Below are 13,538 nucleotides of genomic sequence, written 5' to 3' on the forward strand. Positions count from 1 at the left end.
GCTGACCGGGCACACTCGATCGGGCGAAATTGCCCGTCCTCTGAGGCGACACTGTCCAGATAAACGAGGAAGACCCGCTCGCGCCGGTGCGGGGCGCCGACGTCAGAGGCGCGAAGCACGCACCAGCGCGCATCGAACCGGAGGTCGGCCAGGGATCCGAGTACGGCACCGAGTGCGCGCACAGCAGGCTGGCCTGCGGCGTCTCCCAGACACCACGGGCAGGGTTCCACGTCGCCAGGGGAACCGGCGGGGGAGGTGAGCAGTCCTCGGACATTCTCGATCACCACCAGACAGGGGTTGAGCGCTTCGATGGCACGGACGACGTGGTGCCACAGGCCGGACCGGGTGCCATCAGCCAGTCCGGCGCGACGGCCGGCGACCGAGACGTCTTTGACAGGGGAAACCCGCGGTCAGGACGCATACCTTCGGGACGTCGGCCCAGTTCACGGCCGTGATGTCCCCGAGATTGGGCACGCCTGGCCAGTGGCGGGACAGGATCCGGGCCGGGCCCGGATCGATCTCGGCGTGCCAGGCGACCGTTCCGCCGAGGGCGGCCTGGACACCGAGATCCAGGCCGCCGTATCCGGAACACAGGCTCCCGATCGACGGCGAGGCCGACGGCATGGGGCGGTCAGCGCGCATGGCGGGGTACCGGGGTGTAGGCGAGGCGGACCGGCCTGGCGCAGGGAGACTCTGCCGGAACGCGGTAGATCGAGTTCGTGGGGCGTGCCGAGCGGCTCAGGGCGGCGAGGACGCGAGGTGGGGTGCCGTCGATCCGGTCGGCGCCGCGCCGCAGCGTGAGGAAGGTTTCCTGCAGCGAGTCCACGGTGAGGTCCAGCCGGTCCTGCACGACGTCGAACGCGGCCCGGCAAACATCGCGAAGGTCCGCCGACGCCGGGGCTTCCGCGTACCTGCGCAGGAATCCGAGCTGCTCGAAGGCTGCGGTGTAGTGGGTCATGGCGCGTCCGGCCGGGGCAGAGGCGCTGGTGTAGGCGGCGATGACGGGGCCGAAGTCGAGTCCGGGGTCGCTGTCGGTGGCGCGGAAGAGGACCTCGTCGGACAGGTCCTTCACCAGACCCGTCAGTGCGCCGAGATGACGGGACGCGGTGACGAGATCGGGCAGGGAGCTCTGCGTGTATGAGGGGACGATCCGGGAGCGGAGCAGCTCGAACTCCTGGGCCACCGCGTACAGCTCGTCCTTCTCCAGGCCAGCTCGGCCTGTGTGATCGGTCATGACGGACTCCGGTGGTTGTGACGGTCGGCAGACGCGGGGCGTGAGACGGCGGGGGTCGGTGCCCAGGGCGTCGGGGTGTCCGCGAGGCGGCTGCGGGCGCGGGCGGCGTCGATCCGGGCGGCAGGTGGCGGTGCGCCGGGCCGGCTGACGGACCGACGCGGACCGGGTTCGTCGCCGTGTGGGATGCGCAGGCGGCGGCGGACGTCGTCCAGCGGCCCGAGGGTGTGCAGGGCGTAGCTGATGAGCTGCCCAGGCGCGAGCTCGTCCCGGTCGGCCAGGGCACGGACCTGCTGGGCGGTGACGGCTGCTGTGCGGACCAAGGAGGCTTGGACGATCTGCTCGCCGAAGTGCTCGGCGGCCCCGCCCGTCAGCGGATCGCAGATCCGCAGCACGCGTTCGGGACCGAGGGTTCCGTCGGCGAGAGCGCCGCGACGCTGGGTCTCCCACAGCACGGTCAGCTGGTCGATGGGCTCGCCGCGATGGTGCAGGGCGCCGAGGGCGCGATAGATCTGCTGGTGGCCGGGGTCGGCGAAGTCACCGGGCTGGAGCCACCGCACCACGGCGGGAAGTTGGTCGGGCCGGGAGGACAGGCACCCGAGGAGAAGCTCCTCGTCGGCGAGCGCCTGCTCGCCCACAGGCTGTGGACGCTCGGCCTGCGGCGCGTACGCGGCCGGCGGCTGGGCGGGACGGGGATCGGTGCCCCAACGGTGGGCGAGGTCAGCGAACACGTCAGACAGGACTTGGGCGTGATGGAGAGTTTCCTGCGCCGCGCCTTGCTGCTCTTCGGCGAGCGCAGCCTGGTGAAGACGGGCAGCGTGCTCGGCGACACTCCGGTGGATGGCGCCCTCCAGGACCATCCGCCCGTACACCGGGGCGTGGTCGGGGCGTGGGCATGCCGACACGAGGGAGTGCAGGTACGAGGCGGTGAGCCCGCGGGTCCGCGTGCTCGCCTCCCGCAGCGTGTCGGTCACCCAGACCAGCGGGACGGGAGCGCCGGCCGCCGTGGCCGCTGCGGGGTGGTCGTCGGCCTTGAGCTGGAGCATCGTGGCGTAGACCGCGCCGTGCGCGGGACGGGAGAAGTGTTCCGGTCGTAGCCAGGGCGAGAGCTGGTCGAGCTGGCCGGGCTGAAGGAAGATCGCGCCCAGCACGGCCTGCTCGGCGTGGACGAGCGGGGTCATGACCGCGCCTTGCGCGCTGTCTTGCCGTGGTTGCGGATCTCGCCGACCGCGCGGTCGGCCGCCGCCAGGTCTGCGGCGAAGCGGTCCAGCTCACCCGTGAACACGGGGTCCTGAGCGAGCAGGGACCCGGATGGGGAGACGAGCCACCAGTCGGCGCCACGCCGTACGACGGGTGTGCCGGCGAGGCGTTCGGACCGGCGGGCGGAAGCCCAGGACGGGGCGGGGTGGGACATGGAAGTACCTCAAGGAGACGGGGCGCGAGCCCGGGGAATGCGGAGGGAGGTGGGGGATTACTCCGTCGGGTCTCGTCAGCCGGGGGCCTGGCAGTACCGGGGTCATGCGGCCGGACCGAAGTCGTCGCGGCGCAGGTTCTTGGCCAGCGCGCGCTCGGTGATCGCTGCGGTCTCCTTGGCGGACGCGGCGCCTAGCCGGTCGGCGTCCGGCTCCCGGTACCAGGGCTTGAGGCCAAGGAGCGCGGGACGGATGCCGGTGGCCAGCAGGAGGGCGGAACCCTTCGGCAAGGCGCGGATCGCGTCCGCCGGAAGCACTCGCTCCTGGCGCATGGACACCGAGGTGGACTTACCCGACTCGCTGGTCGACACCGAGACCGTACGGACGTCGTGATCGCCCACCAGACGGCTGAGCTTGTCCGCGAAGTCCGCGTCGTCGATGCCCGACCCGACGAGCTTGATCGTCGCAGCGGACCACAGGGCGTCCATCCCGGCCTCGCCCCAGACCCGGACACCCTGGCGGTAGGACTGCAGGATCGTGATCGGGATGACGCCCCGGGAGCCGAGATGCGAGTACAGGTCCGGCAAGTCGGCGATCTTGCACACGTTGGCGGCCTCGTCGAGGATCGCGAGCAGCGGAGCGTCCAGCCGTCCGCCGTCGCGCTCGGCCTGGATGACGGCCGCGCGCATCACCGCGTCGGCAGCGGCGGCGATGATCGCCGAGGCGGAGCCGCCGCCGTCCTTCGACAGCAGGAACAGGGTGTCCTGGCTGGTGGCGAACGCCTCCGGCTTGAACTCGTGAATCCTGCCGAGGCCGCTGGGCGGCGTGACCCAGGCGGCGATGGCCGGATCGAGCAGGCAACTCGCGTACTGCCGCGCCGTTTCGAAGATGCCGTCGCGGGTCTCGACGGCGCCGGCCACGGTGCCCTGGAGCTGGGCGGCGACCGCGTCGAGGCCGGCGTCCTGGAGGAGGTCGATGGGGGTGCGGTCGGCCGGGGAGGCCAGCCAGGCCAGGACGTCGGTGATAGGACGATGGTCGCGGGCCGCGGCGAGGAACAGTGCGGTGAGCGTGTTCGCGGCGGCTGTGGACCAGAAGTCGCCGGCACTCGACTCGTCCACGGAGGCGGTCACGAAGTGCCCGGCCAGGCGGCGGGCCCCGGCGAGTTCGCGGGCGTCGGCGAGGACGTCCCACCACATCGTCTGGGGTGCGTGGGCGATCCGCTGCGGATCAAGCGTCCATACCGTGCCCGCGTCGGCGCGGGCTGCGAGCGTGGCGGTGTAGGCATCGCGTGCCGCCTTGTTCGAGGTCAGCAGCACCGGTCCGGGCGCTCGCAGGATCGCCGGGATCGCCAGGCCGGAGGTCTTCCCGGATCGGGGCGCCATGATCGCCAGGATCACGTCCTCCCACGAGGAACGGACCTCGCGCGCGCCAGGCGCGAGCGTGCCGAGCAGGACACCACGGTCATCGGGTACGACGTCCTTGGGCCGGGTGCCCTTGAGACTGGGGCGAAGGTCGATCGCCTTGGCCGCGATCTTCTTCGGCATCAGGTCGGCCAGATCGCGTTGGTCGGCCAGTCCCTTGGGGTTGCCTCGTAGCCGCAGCCACATCCTGACGCCGAGCAGCGCGGTGGCCAGGAGGATGAGTGCGGGCAGGACGTAGCAGGCGCCGACGAGGACGGGCTGCGAGAGGTGGGGCCAGACCTCGTGGGGGTGCAGGAGCGCGGCAGTCGGTTCGTACGGGGCCCAGGGGCCCGACCCGGTGACGGTGTTGGCGCCGTTGCCGAACAGCCAGGCCAGCGTGCCGGCGCCCGTGCCGAGGGCCGCTACGGACAGCATCAGGTACAGCAGGAAGTCGGTGCCGGTGGTGGTCGAGGGCGTGCTGGTGCGTGCAGGAGACAAAGCGCGGTCCCGATACGTGGTGCGAGAGGGGCGGTGAGCTGGGGCCGGCGGGTTCTTCTGGTGATCACGAGGGGGCTCCTAACGGCAGTGGCGAGTGGGGGAGGAGGGAGCAGGTGTTACGGCCGAGGTCGTGAGGTCCGGCTGCGCAAGGGCCCTGGTGGCGCCGTCGGTCGGTGAGGAGGACATGGCCGTGCCGCTGATCCGGTGTCGCCGGACCTCGTCGAGCGCGGAAGCGACAGCCTCCTCGGAGATCAGATCCTCGGCGATGTTCGCGTCGAAGTCCTGAGCGCGCAGCAGACACACGGCGCGCGTGGCCCGGTGCTTCTGTTCCTCCTCGGACAGTCCCTCGGGGAGCTGGTGCCAGACGTAGTGCGGATGAAGGACCTTCTCCACGAAGCCGCATGCGATGAGCACCTTGTGGGCTTGCGGGTGGTCGCAGTCGGCGACTACCTCGGTGCTCAAGGGTTTGCGGTAGATCTCGATTTCGGTGCCGTACTCCTCGTGCAGGAACGACATGGAACGGCCTCTCTGCTGAAGGGGATTGGTCAGCGCGTCCGCTTCGGCTTCGGCGCGGATGGTGGGGTGGTGGCTGACGTCGTGGTCGGGGTGGTGGACGCTCCGGCGCGCTTGGTGGAGGGGACGGCCGCGAAGTAGTCGGTGACCCGCGCCTGCCAGCTCGGTTTCGCCGGACGGTGGAGCTCACGCAGCTGCTCGGCGGCGACGCGCAGGTCCTCGCCGACGTCGGTCAGCGTCGCGGCGGCCTCCGCGAAGTCGTACGAAAGATCCCAGCCGGCGTCGGACTCGGATGCCTTGGCCTGCTCGGCGGCGGCTTCGAAGAACTCGCTGAGGCGGACGAGCACACCGTCGTGGGGGTCGAGGACGTGATCGGCGAGATCTGCGGCAGTCTCGTAGGTCTCGGCGCCGTTGAGTTCGTCGGTCAGCCGCAGAATCTGATGGCCGTGAACCCGCCCACCCTGTGGGTCTGAGGGCGTGGCGAGAAGGCCGATGTGCAGATCGGGGCCGAGGCCGACGCGGTAGCCGACGGCGGCGAGCATGCGTGCCGCGTGGCTGGCCATCTGGTTCTCCCGGGCTTCGCCCATGTCCCAGGGCAGGCGGTGCCAGAAGGATCGCGGTGTCGTCTCGATGACGAAGCCTGCGCGCTTGAGGAGGGTTGCGGCGAGTTCGTCTCCGCCCTCGGCGGTGACCTCACCGGTCGGACGGCGTGTGATGGCGATGTCGGGCGGGGTGGGCATCGTGGAGTCTCCGTTCAGAAGTGCGGGTTCTCGGACGGCCGGTCGCCCGCGGAGGCGGCTTCCAGCAGTTCGGGCAGGTCCACGGGATCGGCGTCGCGCTGGTCGATCCACCAGCCGGCACGGGTCAGGGGCCGTGCTGCGTCCTCGATGGCGGTCCACTCCGCCTCGCTCGTCGTTCCTTCGACGACGAGCTCGGTGTACGCGGCGGAGACGAGCTGGTGGCGACAGCGGGTGGCCCAGGCGACGGCGCGGTCCGTGCCGTCCAGCGGGGGCATGCGGTACTGCTCCGACCACTCCTCGGCCCTGGCCTGTTCGGTGGCACGCTGCGTCGCGAGCCACTCGGCCTTGGCCGCGGTGTCCTCCTTGCGGGAGGACTGCCAGCAGCCGGTGCATTCCCGGCCAGCGAGCCAGCGGGCGTATCCGCCACGCCGGTCGGCTGCGCGGCCGGAGAGATCGGCCTCGGCGGTGTGACCGCAGGCGTGGTCGATGCTCCAGAGCTTCTTCACGGCCATGAGCCGGACTCCTTGCGTGTCGGGAAAGGGAATCAGAGGGTGCGACTCGGGGTGGCCGAGGCAGTCTGAGGGCGTGGCGCTGCCGCCTCGCTCTCGCGCTTCGGGGCGCTGGGCGGGCGGTTGGGGGACGAGGCGACAGCGGCGCGTGCTCGCGCGGTGTGCGTGACACGGAGCCATTCCTGCCGCTCTGGCAGCGGTACGTCGGCCAGGGGCGGGGCGTTCTCGGGCGTCGCGTCGGGCATGACGGACAGCTCGATCTGGGCTCCGACGAGCTGGTCGCCGAGGAAGGCGACGTGATGGGCGATGCTGCGCAGGTGAAGGCCCAGTTCGCGACCGTTGGGTGTGTCGAGCCGCTCGCACCAGGCAGCGGCCGTGTCGACGAACTCCTCCAGGTCGAGCACTACGCCGTGGTGCTCGTCGAGGATCTCGCCCAAGACCTCGGAGACGTCCACGGCGCGGCGCAGCTCGTGCAGCTCCCCGGTCAGCGCGGTCAGCGACAGGCCCGGCCGTGTCGGCCGCGCCTGGACACCGACCGGAGCCGGGACTGGCGGCGGAATCACGATCCTGGGGTCGGCTGCGACCGATAGACCGGCCTCCTGGAATTCGCGGGTGGTGTTGGCGACGGTCCGCACCGCCGTGTTGTGGGGAGTGCCGTCCGGCAGCAGGTAGACGTCGAGGTACTCGCTGTACCGGAAGTGGTGCTTGCGAAGGATCTCGTCCAGGAACGGGCGGTTGTCCGAGACGGCTGCGGCCACCCCGAAGTCGGGGTGCATCCCGAAGGCGACGTCCGGTTCGAGCTGAAGGGACATGGATGGCTCCTTGGTGCGTGCGGTCTAGCGGGTGCGGACCGGCTGCGGGGCGGTGGGGGCAGGGCGGTACTCGACGTCGACGGCGGGTTGCCGCAGCTGCGGAGTTCCTGCCCTGGCCGGAGAGACTGCGGTGGCGGCCTGCGCCCGGATCTGCTGACCAGAGGGCATTGGATCGGAGTGCCCGCTGCCGTGGGAGGGAGAGACGGCGTCGAGCTCACGGGTTGAGATGGACACGGATTCCCCGACGGTGGAGACCGCCGGAGCGGGAAGTTCCTTCAGCCGGTCGAGGAGACCTCGGCCCGCACCGAGCCGGGTGTAGGGCTGGAGGTCGTACGCGACGTCGGAAGCGACGCTGTACCGCGCGGCCCGCAACGACTGCACCGCTTGCGCCCCGCGCCGTACCGGGTCACGGTCCGGTTCGGTCAGGCCGTACAGGGTGCTGCCGGGCAGCCGCTCGAAGCCGACGAGCCGCAGGATGTGCTCGGCGACGTGGTTGTCGTGCGACGCCGCCGCCACGACGCCGTAGCGATCGTGGTGGCCGACGGTGATGTGCGGGCGTGATTCCGCCACGAAGATGCACCTCGCAGAGGTCGGGGCCGTGCGGAGGACGAGGATGCGGCCGGAAGACGGATTTGGTGTGGCCGGACAATCGCGGTAAGTCGTGTCCGTGCGTCACCGTTCTGACCGCACTCGGCCTGCTGGGCAGCCCCCCGAGAGGGCGGCGCGCATCCAGGTAGCCTGAGGAGTTAGCCAACTCAATCGTCGTCCGAGTCAGGCTGTCGGCGAACTCCCGGGCGGATGGCGGCGCAGCAAGCAACCTCGCGAGTCCAGGTCGGCCGCCTGATCAGTTCAGGGCGAGCCATGCGATGACCGCCGTAGCGACCGTTGCGACAGCCCCGATCGCAGTCCAGATCACTGCGGTGCGGTGCCACCAAGGCTGGGATGCTGCAGACTCGGGAGCGTTGATGTGCACCGTCACGTTGCCGCCGGCGCTGATGTGGAGGAGGTTGACAGGTTTCACGGAAGCCCCTCTATAAGAAGACAGCGAATGGACACGCCTTCGGGACGACTGCGTCCTGAGCGGCACCCCAGACAGTTCCCGTCCACCGCGGTGTCCGTCTGCCTTCAGCGCCATGCTGGACGGTTCCCGGGCCAAGGCGCTGGTCGTCGCTCTAGGCTGCAGGGTGTCCACCCGCGGTCTGGTGGACGCCTGGACAGGTGAGGAGCTCATGACGACAACTACGCCGCCGCTGGGCATGGACCCTGAGCAGTCATTTCTCCAAGCGCTGCGCGAACTCGGCGCTTGGCATGACAAATACAGGGATCAGTTGCCCTCCGACCGGGCCTTGGCTCGCACGTTGCGCGCATCCGCGACCACGGTCGGCAAGTGGCTGGACGGTCGCCAGGTGCCCCAACAACCCGAGCGCCTCCTGGAACTGGTCGATCACTTGCGCGGTTGTGCGGTGACGTCGGGTATCGAGCTGCCGGAACCGGCGGACCTGCTCGACCGTGACGCATGGCGACAGCGCCAAGAAGCCGTGCACGCACACCGCGCCCAAGTCGTGAGCGAGGGCGTGCTCCGCTCACAGTCCCTGGCTGCTCTGGCGGATGGGGAACGACGTGCCCGCTACGCGGCGTTGCCGGACAAGCCCCGGCCCCTGGCTCAATGGACCGCCGCACAACTCGGAGTCCACCCCGCCGTCGCGGGGAGAGCGGCACCCGCCGTGGGCTTCGTGCTGCCCGACTATGTCGACCGGCCGCACGACGAGGAACTACGCGGTCGTCTGACCGCCGCGGCCACCGGATCCGACTCGGCCATGGTGGTGGTGCGGGGCCCCTCCTGCGTCGGCAAGACCCGCACTGCGTACGAGGCGGTGCGTGCCTGCCTGCCCGACTGGCGCCTGGTCTTCCCCAAAGGTCCCGACAGCCTCCTGGCCTTGCTGGCAGCGGACGCCTTGGCTCCGCGTACCGTGCTGTGGCTGAACGAGGCTCAGGAGTTCCTGCTCGGACCCGCCGGCGACGCGGCCGCCGCGGCCCTGCGCCGCAGGCTTGAGCAGCCCGGACCCATGGTGGTCCTGGCGACCCTGTGGCCCGAGTACCACCAAGCGCTCACGGCCACCCCGGCGGCGTCCGCCGAAGATCCTCACTCTCACGCGCGTGCGCTTTTGACGGCCTTGCCCTTGGTCGAAGTCCCCGCCAGCTTCACGGCGGAGGTCGTCACTCGCCTCCGTTCTTCCGGCGACGCGTCGTTGGCGATCGCCTGCCAGACCAGCAGCGAGCGGCAGGTTGCCCAGACGCTGGCTGCCGGGCCCCAACTGGTGGACCACTGGCTGCATCCCGTCGGACCGGGAGGCGTCTACGGCAGTGCGCTGATCACTGCCGCGATGGACGCCCGCCGACTCGGCTGTGGCCCGGCCGTGTCGCTGAGCTTCCTGGAGGCGGCGGCCTCGGGCTATCTCACTGATCAGCAACGTGCCTCGGCACCTGACGACTGGTTCACCCACGCCCTGGCATACGCCCGTTCCAAAGTCAAAGGCGTCGCAGCAGCCCTGAACGATGTCCCTCGCCATACCGGCATGGGTGCAGTTCCGGGCGTGTGCGCACTCGCGGACTACCTCGATCACCACGCTCGCTCGTCGCGGCGGGTTCAGGTCCCGCCTGACAGTTTCTGGGAGGCGGCCCTTCAGCACGCCGAATCCATCGGTGGAGAAGACTTGCTCGCCCTCGGTGTCGCGGCGGAGAAGCGATGGCGACTGCGCCGGGCGTCCCAGCTGTACTCAAGGGCCGCCGATACGGGAAGCAGCGAAGCTCTCTTGGCCCTCGGTCGACTTCGCCTGCACACCCGCCACGCCGAGGAGGCAGAACGGCTCTACCGGCAGGCCAGCGACGCCGGCAGCCCTGACGCCCTCGCCCACCTTGCCGAGCAGGCGAGCGAGGCCGGTGAGGTCGAGGAGGCGGCACGTCTTTACCGCATGGCGGCCGATGCTGGCAGCGGCCGCGCCTGGGATGCGCTGGTGAAGCTCCGCATCCGGAAGGGCGGCGTGGCGGCAGGCGAAGAGGCTGCCTGCCAAGCCGCCCAGGCGGGTTACCCAGGGGCCCTGGATCACCTGGTCGGGCCGCACACGCCACTTGACTCGGAAACTACCGCACGCATGGTGCGGATCGCGTCCGACACCGGCCGCCACGGGTTCCTGTGTGATCTGGCCCGGCGGTGGCATCGGCATGGGGATCCGGCGGAAGCGGAGCGCCTGTACCGGATCGCGGGCGAGGCCGGCTCCTACGCCGCCCTCCGCGATCTCGCCTCGCTGTGCGAGGACGCCGACAGACACGGCGAGGCCGAGGAGTTCGCCCGACAAGCCGCCGCGTCCCCGCACGCGCTGCGCGGACGCGGTAGGAACCGGTCCGAATACCGGCGCTGGCCGGCCGGGCGTGGGCCCCTGCAGGAACTGGCCCACCGTCGGGCTGAGGCAGGAGACCGCTCAGAAGCGGAGCGCCTCTACCAAGCCGCCGCCGACGCCGGTGATCCCGACGCACTGCGTTATGTCGCCCGACGTAAGGAAGTAGCAGGAGACCTCGACGGAGCCGCTCGGCTGTACGAGCAGGCCACGGATGCCCACTACACCCAGCTCCGGCGCTCACTGCTTCCATTCATCACCGATGAGGGACGTGAAATCCTCGATAATCACTCCTACTGGCAGAAAATACAGGCATCACAGGCACTCCGGGACCTGGCCGTGATGAATGAACGCGCCGGCAACGCGGACGAGGCGAACCGCCTGCATCGACTCGCCGACGGGCGAGCAACGGGCTATCTCCTCCGCCTGCGGATCGACGCCGAACAGTGGCCGCAGGCGGAGGAGATAGCCCAGGAAAGTGCACAAGCGGGTGACACTGGTCCCCTGCGCAGGCTTGCCGCTGCGTTCCAGGAAGACGGAGACCTGGACCAGGCAGTTCGCCTGTATCAGCAGGCTGCCGATACGGGCGACACCAGCGCCGCCACGGCGCTGGTCGGTCTCATGCGCAGGACGTGGGGCCCCAGCCGCCCACGCCCCGCCAGCAAGCCGAACCGCAGGCAGCCGCCCACGCCTGAGGACCTGACCAAGGCGGAAGCCTTGGCGCGACGCAACGCCGACGCGGGAGAAAGCAGCCTTCTCCGTCAGCTAACGAGGAGTAACTACCCAGGCCCCGACTGGAAGCGCATCTATCAGCATGGGCTAGAAGCAGACGGGAGCATCTCCGCGCCGTGGTGACGTGCAGTCGAGCGGTGCCCAGTTGATTGCGCGCGTTCGCCGGTGAGTCGGCGCTCGGCGACTTCGTCCTGGTCACATGCCATCCTAGGCACGCGAGCACCCGGTGACCCCCTCCTCCCACGTATGAATGCCGTGCCAGCGTCCTCCGTGGGCACTGTGCCTAGGGAGGACAGTTCACGCGGACGGCATGTGGCCTACCGTCTTCCTCAGTGAGGGGGCTTGCCAACGGCGGAAGACGGGCACTGGCGATGCGCATGCTGCCATCGGCTGCCGCGGGCGTTCGGTCGGGGCTGAGCCGGGCCGGAGTGGGCCGGGGCCTGGAGGGCGGGTTTGGCGCGCGTAGCGAAGCAGGTGGGCGAGTACTTCGCGAAGGCGCTGCACGTCATGCTTCCGGCCACCTGGGTGGACCCAGCTTGCCGTTGGTCAGCGCGAGCGCGGGGGTTTGCTGGAGTTGAAGAAGCGGATGGCCGGCGGACCGACGTTCGTCTCGATCGCCGCCGTGATCTGGCGAGCGGCGTGCGGGGACCAGGAACGGGCGGCCTCGGCTCGGGCCGACCGGACCTGCTGCCCTCGGTTCGGTCGGGCCGCTGGTGCGGGCAGGGCCCTCTCGGCGCGAGCCATGTCGACGAGGACGCCGGCGTTGTCCACCCAGGTCAGGGAGTAGTGCCAGCCCTCGGCGTTACGCATGGCCAGGGCGTCTGCGAAGACCACCCTGGAGCGCGGGTGGTCGGGCAACAGCGCCTCGGCGACCACCTGGAACTCGGCTTGGACTCGGGCCCCGCCGTCCAGCGCCTCGCGCAGGGCACGGAGCCGGTATGACCAGTACCCAGCAACACGCTCTGCGGGGTCAAGGAGGGGCAGCATCTTCTCGGCGTGCGCGACCAGGGCCGGGCCGTGGTCGAGGAAGGGAGCGAACTGCGCCCACATCTCCGCGTCCCGCACCTGCTGGCGCAGGCCGTACCGCTCGTCGAGCGGCCAGTGATCGGCATCGCACAAGCTGTCCGAGACGGCATCCCACTCGGCCAGCACCCGCTGTCCGGCAGCCACTGCCACGGCGACCTGCTCGATACGGACCTGGTGAACGGCCTTCTCGTACCGGGGCAGCAGGCGGGTGGTCACCTGGGACGCCGCTCGCGCCGGGTCGGCGCTCACGACGATGCCGTCGGGCGTCTCGGTGGTCGCGGCGAACCCGCTGCCCCGTGGCTCCAGCGCAGCGACCAGGAACTCGTGCTGGTGCTGGGTCCGGTCGATGACCATTAGCTCGACGCCCGACTCGCCGCTGAGCACCGCAACCCGGTGCGGCGCGAACTCGGAGAGAGCCCAGCTCACGTGCCCGCGACCCCAGACCCGCTCGATGAGCGGGAGCTGGCCTGCGTCCTCCGCGTGCTGGTGGACGGCGACAGCCCAGGAGCCGGGGAGTCGGGCTGACAGCTCCTCGGCGAACTCCGCGAGATCCTGCCGCGGGACCGGTCGGTGGGGTGATGGGACGGACTGGTGCTTCACGGGCCGCGAACTCCGGAGGGGGGCCAGGACCGTGCGCGCGGGTTCGTCAAGCGAGGCGTCGTCGATGGCGACGTAGTGGCTGGCCACAGTGGTGTACAGCTGCTGAAGTGTCGCCTGGACCTGGTCCGGATGGTTGTCGCCGAGGACGTAGGCGAAGTCGGGGTGCCCGGTGGAGAAGCCGGCGTCGAGCAGCAGCTGCTGCGCGGCGCCGAGGTCGTCATGGGCGGTGGAGGCAGTGAGTCCGAGCTCCGGGTGCTTGCCCAGCGATATCCATGCCAGCTCAGCCATGGCGGGTCGCGCAGTCCTCGTGTTCGGCAGGGTGATGGTTCTCTGCTCGTCGCGCTGCTTCCACGGGAGCGGAGGGTCCTGTGGTCACAGAGATATGGCTGTGCGCGGTGTGGGCACGGGCGGCGTCGGCGTAGAGCTGGGCGAGGAGGCGCAGGCCGCGACGGATCGTGCGCTGCAGGTGCATGGGGATGACTTCCTGTACGAAGGGTGTGCGGCTGGCCGGGAGGGGGAGCCGAGGCGACGTGTCGGCTCCCCCTGAGAAGGCCCTGATCACGAGCGCATCGCTCATGTCTCTACTCCCGCGGGTTCGATTTCTGCGGGCACGTTGTTGTGACCTGCAGGTGCAGGTCGGCGGGGGTTCACTCGACGGGATGAAGAATCC

At 70.2% G+C, this 13,538-nt stretch carries 14 protein-coding genes; 1 reads left to right on the plus strand and 13 read right to left on the minus strand.

What is annotated here, in order from left to right; genetic code table 11:
- From ACFUJR_RS36455 to ACFUJR_RS36505, 11 genes are all read right to left on the minus strand, one after another.
- A partial coding sequence (locus tag ACFUJR_RS36455; RefSeq protein ID WP_383451169.1) for a DNA cytosine methyltransferase occupies window positions 1–359 on the minus strand: 359 nt, incomplete at its 3' end.
- The gene (locus ACFUJR_RS36460; protein WP_383451166.1) at window positions 352–642 is read right to left on the minus strand and encodes a DNA cytosine methyltransferase; all 291 of its coding nucleotides are present in this window, start codon (window positions 640–642) and stop codon (window positions 352–354) included. The genes ACFUJR_RS36460 and ACFUJR_RS36455, both read right to left, overlap by 8 nt.
- Complete coding sequence (locus ACFUJR_RS36465; RefSeq protein ID WP_383177913.1) at window positions 632–1,234, minus strand: hypothetical protein; 603 nt, start codon at window positions 1,232–1,234, stop codon at window positions 632–634. Before ACFUJR_RS36465 ends, ACFUJR_RS36460 begins: the two co-directional genes overlap by 11 nt.
- Window positions 1,231–2,412, minus strand: a complete 1,182-nt coding sequence (locus ACFUJR_RS36470) for a DnaB-like helicase N-terminal domain-containing protein (protein ID WP_383177910.1) — start codon at window positions 2,410–2,412, stop codon at window positions 1,231–1,233. Before ACFUJR_RS36470 ends, ACFUJR_RS36465 begins: the two co-directional genes overlap by 4 nt.
- Window positions 2,409–2,645, minus strand: coding sequence for a hypothetical protein (locus tag ACFUJR_RS36475; RefSeq protein ID WP_383177907.1), 237 nt, complete (start codon window positions 2,643–2,645; stop codon window positions 2,409–2,411). The genes ACFUJR_RS36470 and ACFUJR_RS36475 overlap by 4 nt, the downstream gene beginning before the upstream one ends.
- A gap of 102 nt (window positions 2,646–2,747) precedes the next feature.
- Window positions 2,748–4,541, minus strand: coding sequence for a type IV secretory system conjugative DNA transfer family protein (locus tag ACFUJR_RS36480; protein ID WP_383177904.1), 1,794 nt, complete (start codon window positions 4,539–4,541; stop codon window positions 2,748–2,750).
- A gap of 78 nt (window positions 4,542–4,619) precedes the next feature.
- Window positions 4,620–5,057, minus strand: coding sequence for a hypothetical protein (locus ACFUJR_RS36485; protein ID WP_383177901.1), 438 nt, complete (start codon window positions 5,055–5,057; stop codon window positions 4,620–4,622).
- Window positions 5,058–5,086: 29 nt separating this feature from the next.
- Window positions 5,087–5,794 carry a hypothetical protein gene (locus tag ACFUJR_RS36490; protein ID WP_383177898.1) on the minus strand — a complete coding sequence of 236 codons (708 nt, stop codon included), beginning with the start codon at window positions 5,792–5,794 and terminating at the stop codon, window positions 5,087–5,089.
- A 14-nt stretch (window positions 5,795–5,808) separates the two neighbouring features.
- Window positions 5,809–6,306, minus strand: a complete 498-nt coding sequence (locus tag ACFUJR_RS36495; RefSeq protein WP_383177895.1) for a hypothetical protein — start codon at window positions 6,304–6,306, stop codon at window positions 5,809–5,811.
- A 32-nt stretch (window positions 6,307–6,338) separates the two neighbouring features.
- Complete coding sequence (locus ACFUJR_RS36500; RefSeq protein ID WP_383177892.1) at window positions 6,339–7,115, minus strand: hypothetical protein; 777 nt, start codon at window positions 7,113–7,115, stop codon at window positions 6,339–6,341.
- A 24-nt stretch (window positions 7,116–7,139) separates the two neighbouring features.
- On the minus strand, window positions 7,140–7,685 hold the full coding sequence (locus ACFUJR_RS36505) for a hypothetical protein (protein WP_383177888.1): 546 nt from the start codon (window positions 7,683–7,685) through the stop codon (window positions 7,140–7,142).
- A gap of 563 nt (window positions 7,686–8,248) precedes the next feature.
- Between ACFUJR_RS36505 and ACFUJR_RS36510 the strand changes: the two genes are divergently transcribed.
- Window positions 8,249–11,365 (plus strand): sel1 repeat family protein, encoded by a 3,117-nt coding sequence (locus tag ACFUJR_RS36510; RefSeq protein WP_383177885.1) that lies wholly within the window; start codon window positions 8,249–8,251, stop codon window positions 11,363–11,365.
- A gap of 423 nt (window positions 11,366–11,788) precedes the next feature.
- Here ACFUJR_RS36510 and ACFUJR_RS36515 read toward each other — a convergent pair whose 3' ends face one another.
- The gene (locus ACFUJR_RS36515) at window positions 11,789–13,156 is read right to left on the minus strand and encodes a hypothetical protein (RefSeq protein WP_383177882.1); all 1,368 of its coding nucleotides are present in this window, start codon (window positions 13,154–13,156) and stop codon (window positions 11,789–11,791) included.
- The gene (locus ACFUJR_RS36520) at window positions 13,149–13,340 is read right to left on the minus strand and encodes a hypothetical protein (RefSeq protein WP_383177879.1); all 192 of its coding nucleotides are present in this window, start codon (window positions 13,338–13,340) and stop codon (window positions 13,149–13,151) included. The genes ACFUJR_RS36515 and ACFUJR_RS36520 overlap by 8 nt, the downstream gene beginning before the upstream one ends.
- Between the last annotated feature and the right edge of the window lie 198 nt (window positions 13,341–13,538).

This window comes from Streptomyces sp. NPDC057271, from assembly GCF_042668715.1.
Taxonomy (GTDB): domain Bacteria; phylum Actinomycetota; class Actinomycetes; order Streptomycetales; family Streptomycetaceae; genus Streptomyces.

What these genes read in the sequence shown, in the direction of transcription:
- ACFUJR_RS36470 (WP_383177910.1), bottom strand. Translation starts at nt 2,412, where the DNA reads ATGACCCCGCTCGTCCACGCCGAGCAGGCCGTGCTGGGCGCGATCTTC.
- ACFUJR_RS36485 (WP_383177901.1), bottom strand. Translation starts at nt 5,057, where the DNA reads ATGTCGTTCCTGCACGAGGAGTACGGCACCGAAATCGAGATCTACCGC.
- ACFUJR_RS36490 (WP_383177898.1), bottom strand. Translation starts at nt 5,794, where the DNA reads ATGCCCACCCCGCCCGACATCGCCATCACACGCCGTCCGACCGGTGAG.
- ACFUJR_RS36520 (WP_383177879.1), bottom strand. Translation starts at nt 13,340, where the DNA reads ATGCACCTGCAGCGCACGATCCGTCGCGGCCTGCGCCTCCTCGCCCAG.
- ACFUJR_RS36510 (WP_383177885.1), top strand. Translation starts at nt 8,249, where the DNA reads ATGCTGGACGGTTCCCGGGCCAAGGCGCTGGTCGTCGCTCTAGGCTGC.
- ACFUJR_RS36460 (WP_383451166.1), bottom strand. Translation starts at nt 642, where the DNA reads ATGCGCGCTGACCGCCCCATGCCGTCGGCCTCGCCGTCGATCGGGAGC.
- ACFUJR_RS36475 (WP_383177907.1), bottom strand. Translation starts at nt 2,645, where the DNA reads ATGTCCCACCCCGCCCCGTCCTGGGCTTCCGCCCGCCGGTCCGAACGC.
- ACFUJR_RS36465 (WP_383177913.1), bottom strand. Translation starts at nt 1,234, where the DNA reads ATGACCGATCACACAGGCCGAGCTGGCCTGGAGAAGGACGAGCTGTAC.
- ACFUJR_RS36495 (WP_383177895.1), bottom strand. Translation starts at nt 6,306, where the DNA reads ATGGCCGTGAAGAAGCTCTGGAGCATCGACCACGCCTGCGGTCACACC.
- ACFUJR_RS36500 (WP_383177892.1), bottom strand. Translation starts at nt 7,115, where the DNA reads ATGTCCCTTCAGCTCGAACCGGACGTCGCCTTCGGGATGCACCCCGAC.
- ACFUJR_RS36515 (WP_383177882.1), bottom strand. Translation starts at nt 13,156, where the DNA reads ATGGCTGAGCTGGCATGGATATCGCTGGGCAAGCACCCGGAGCTCGGA.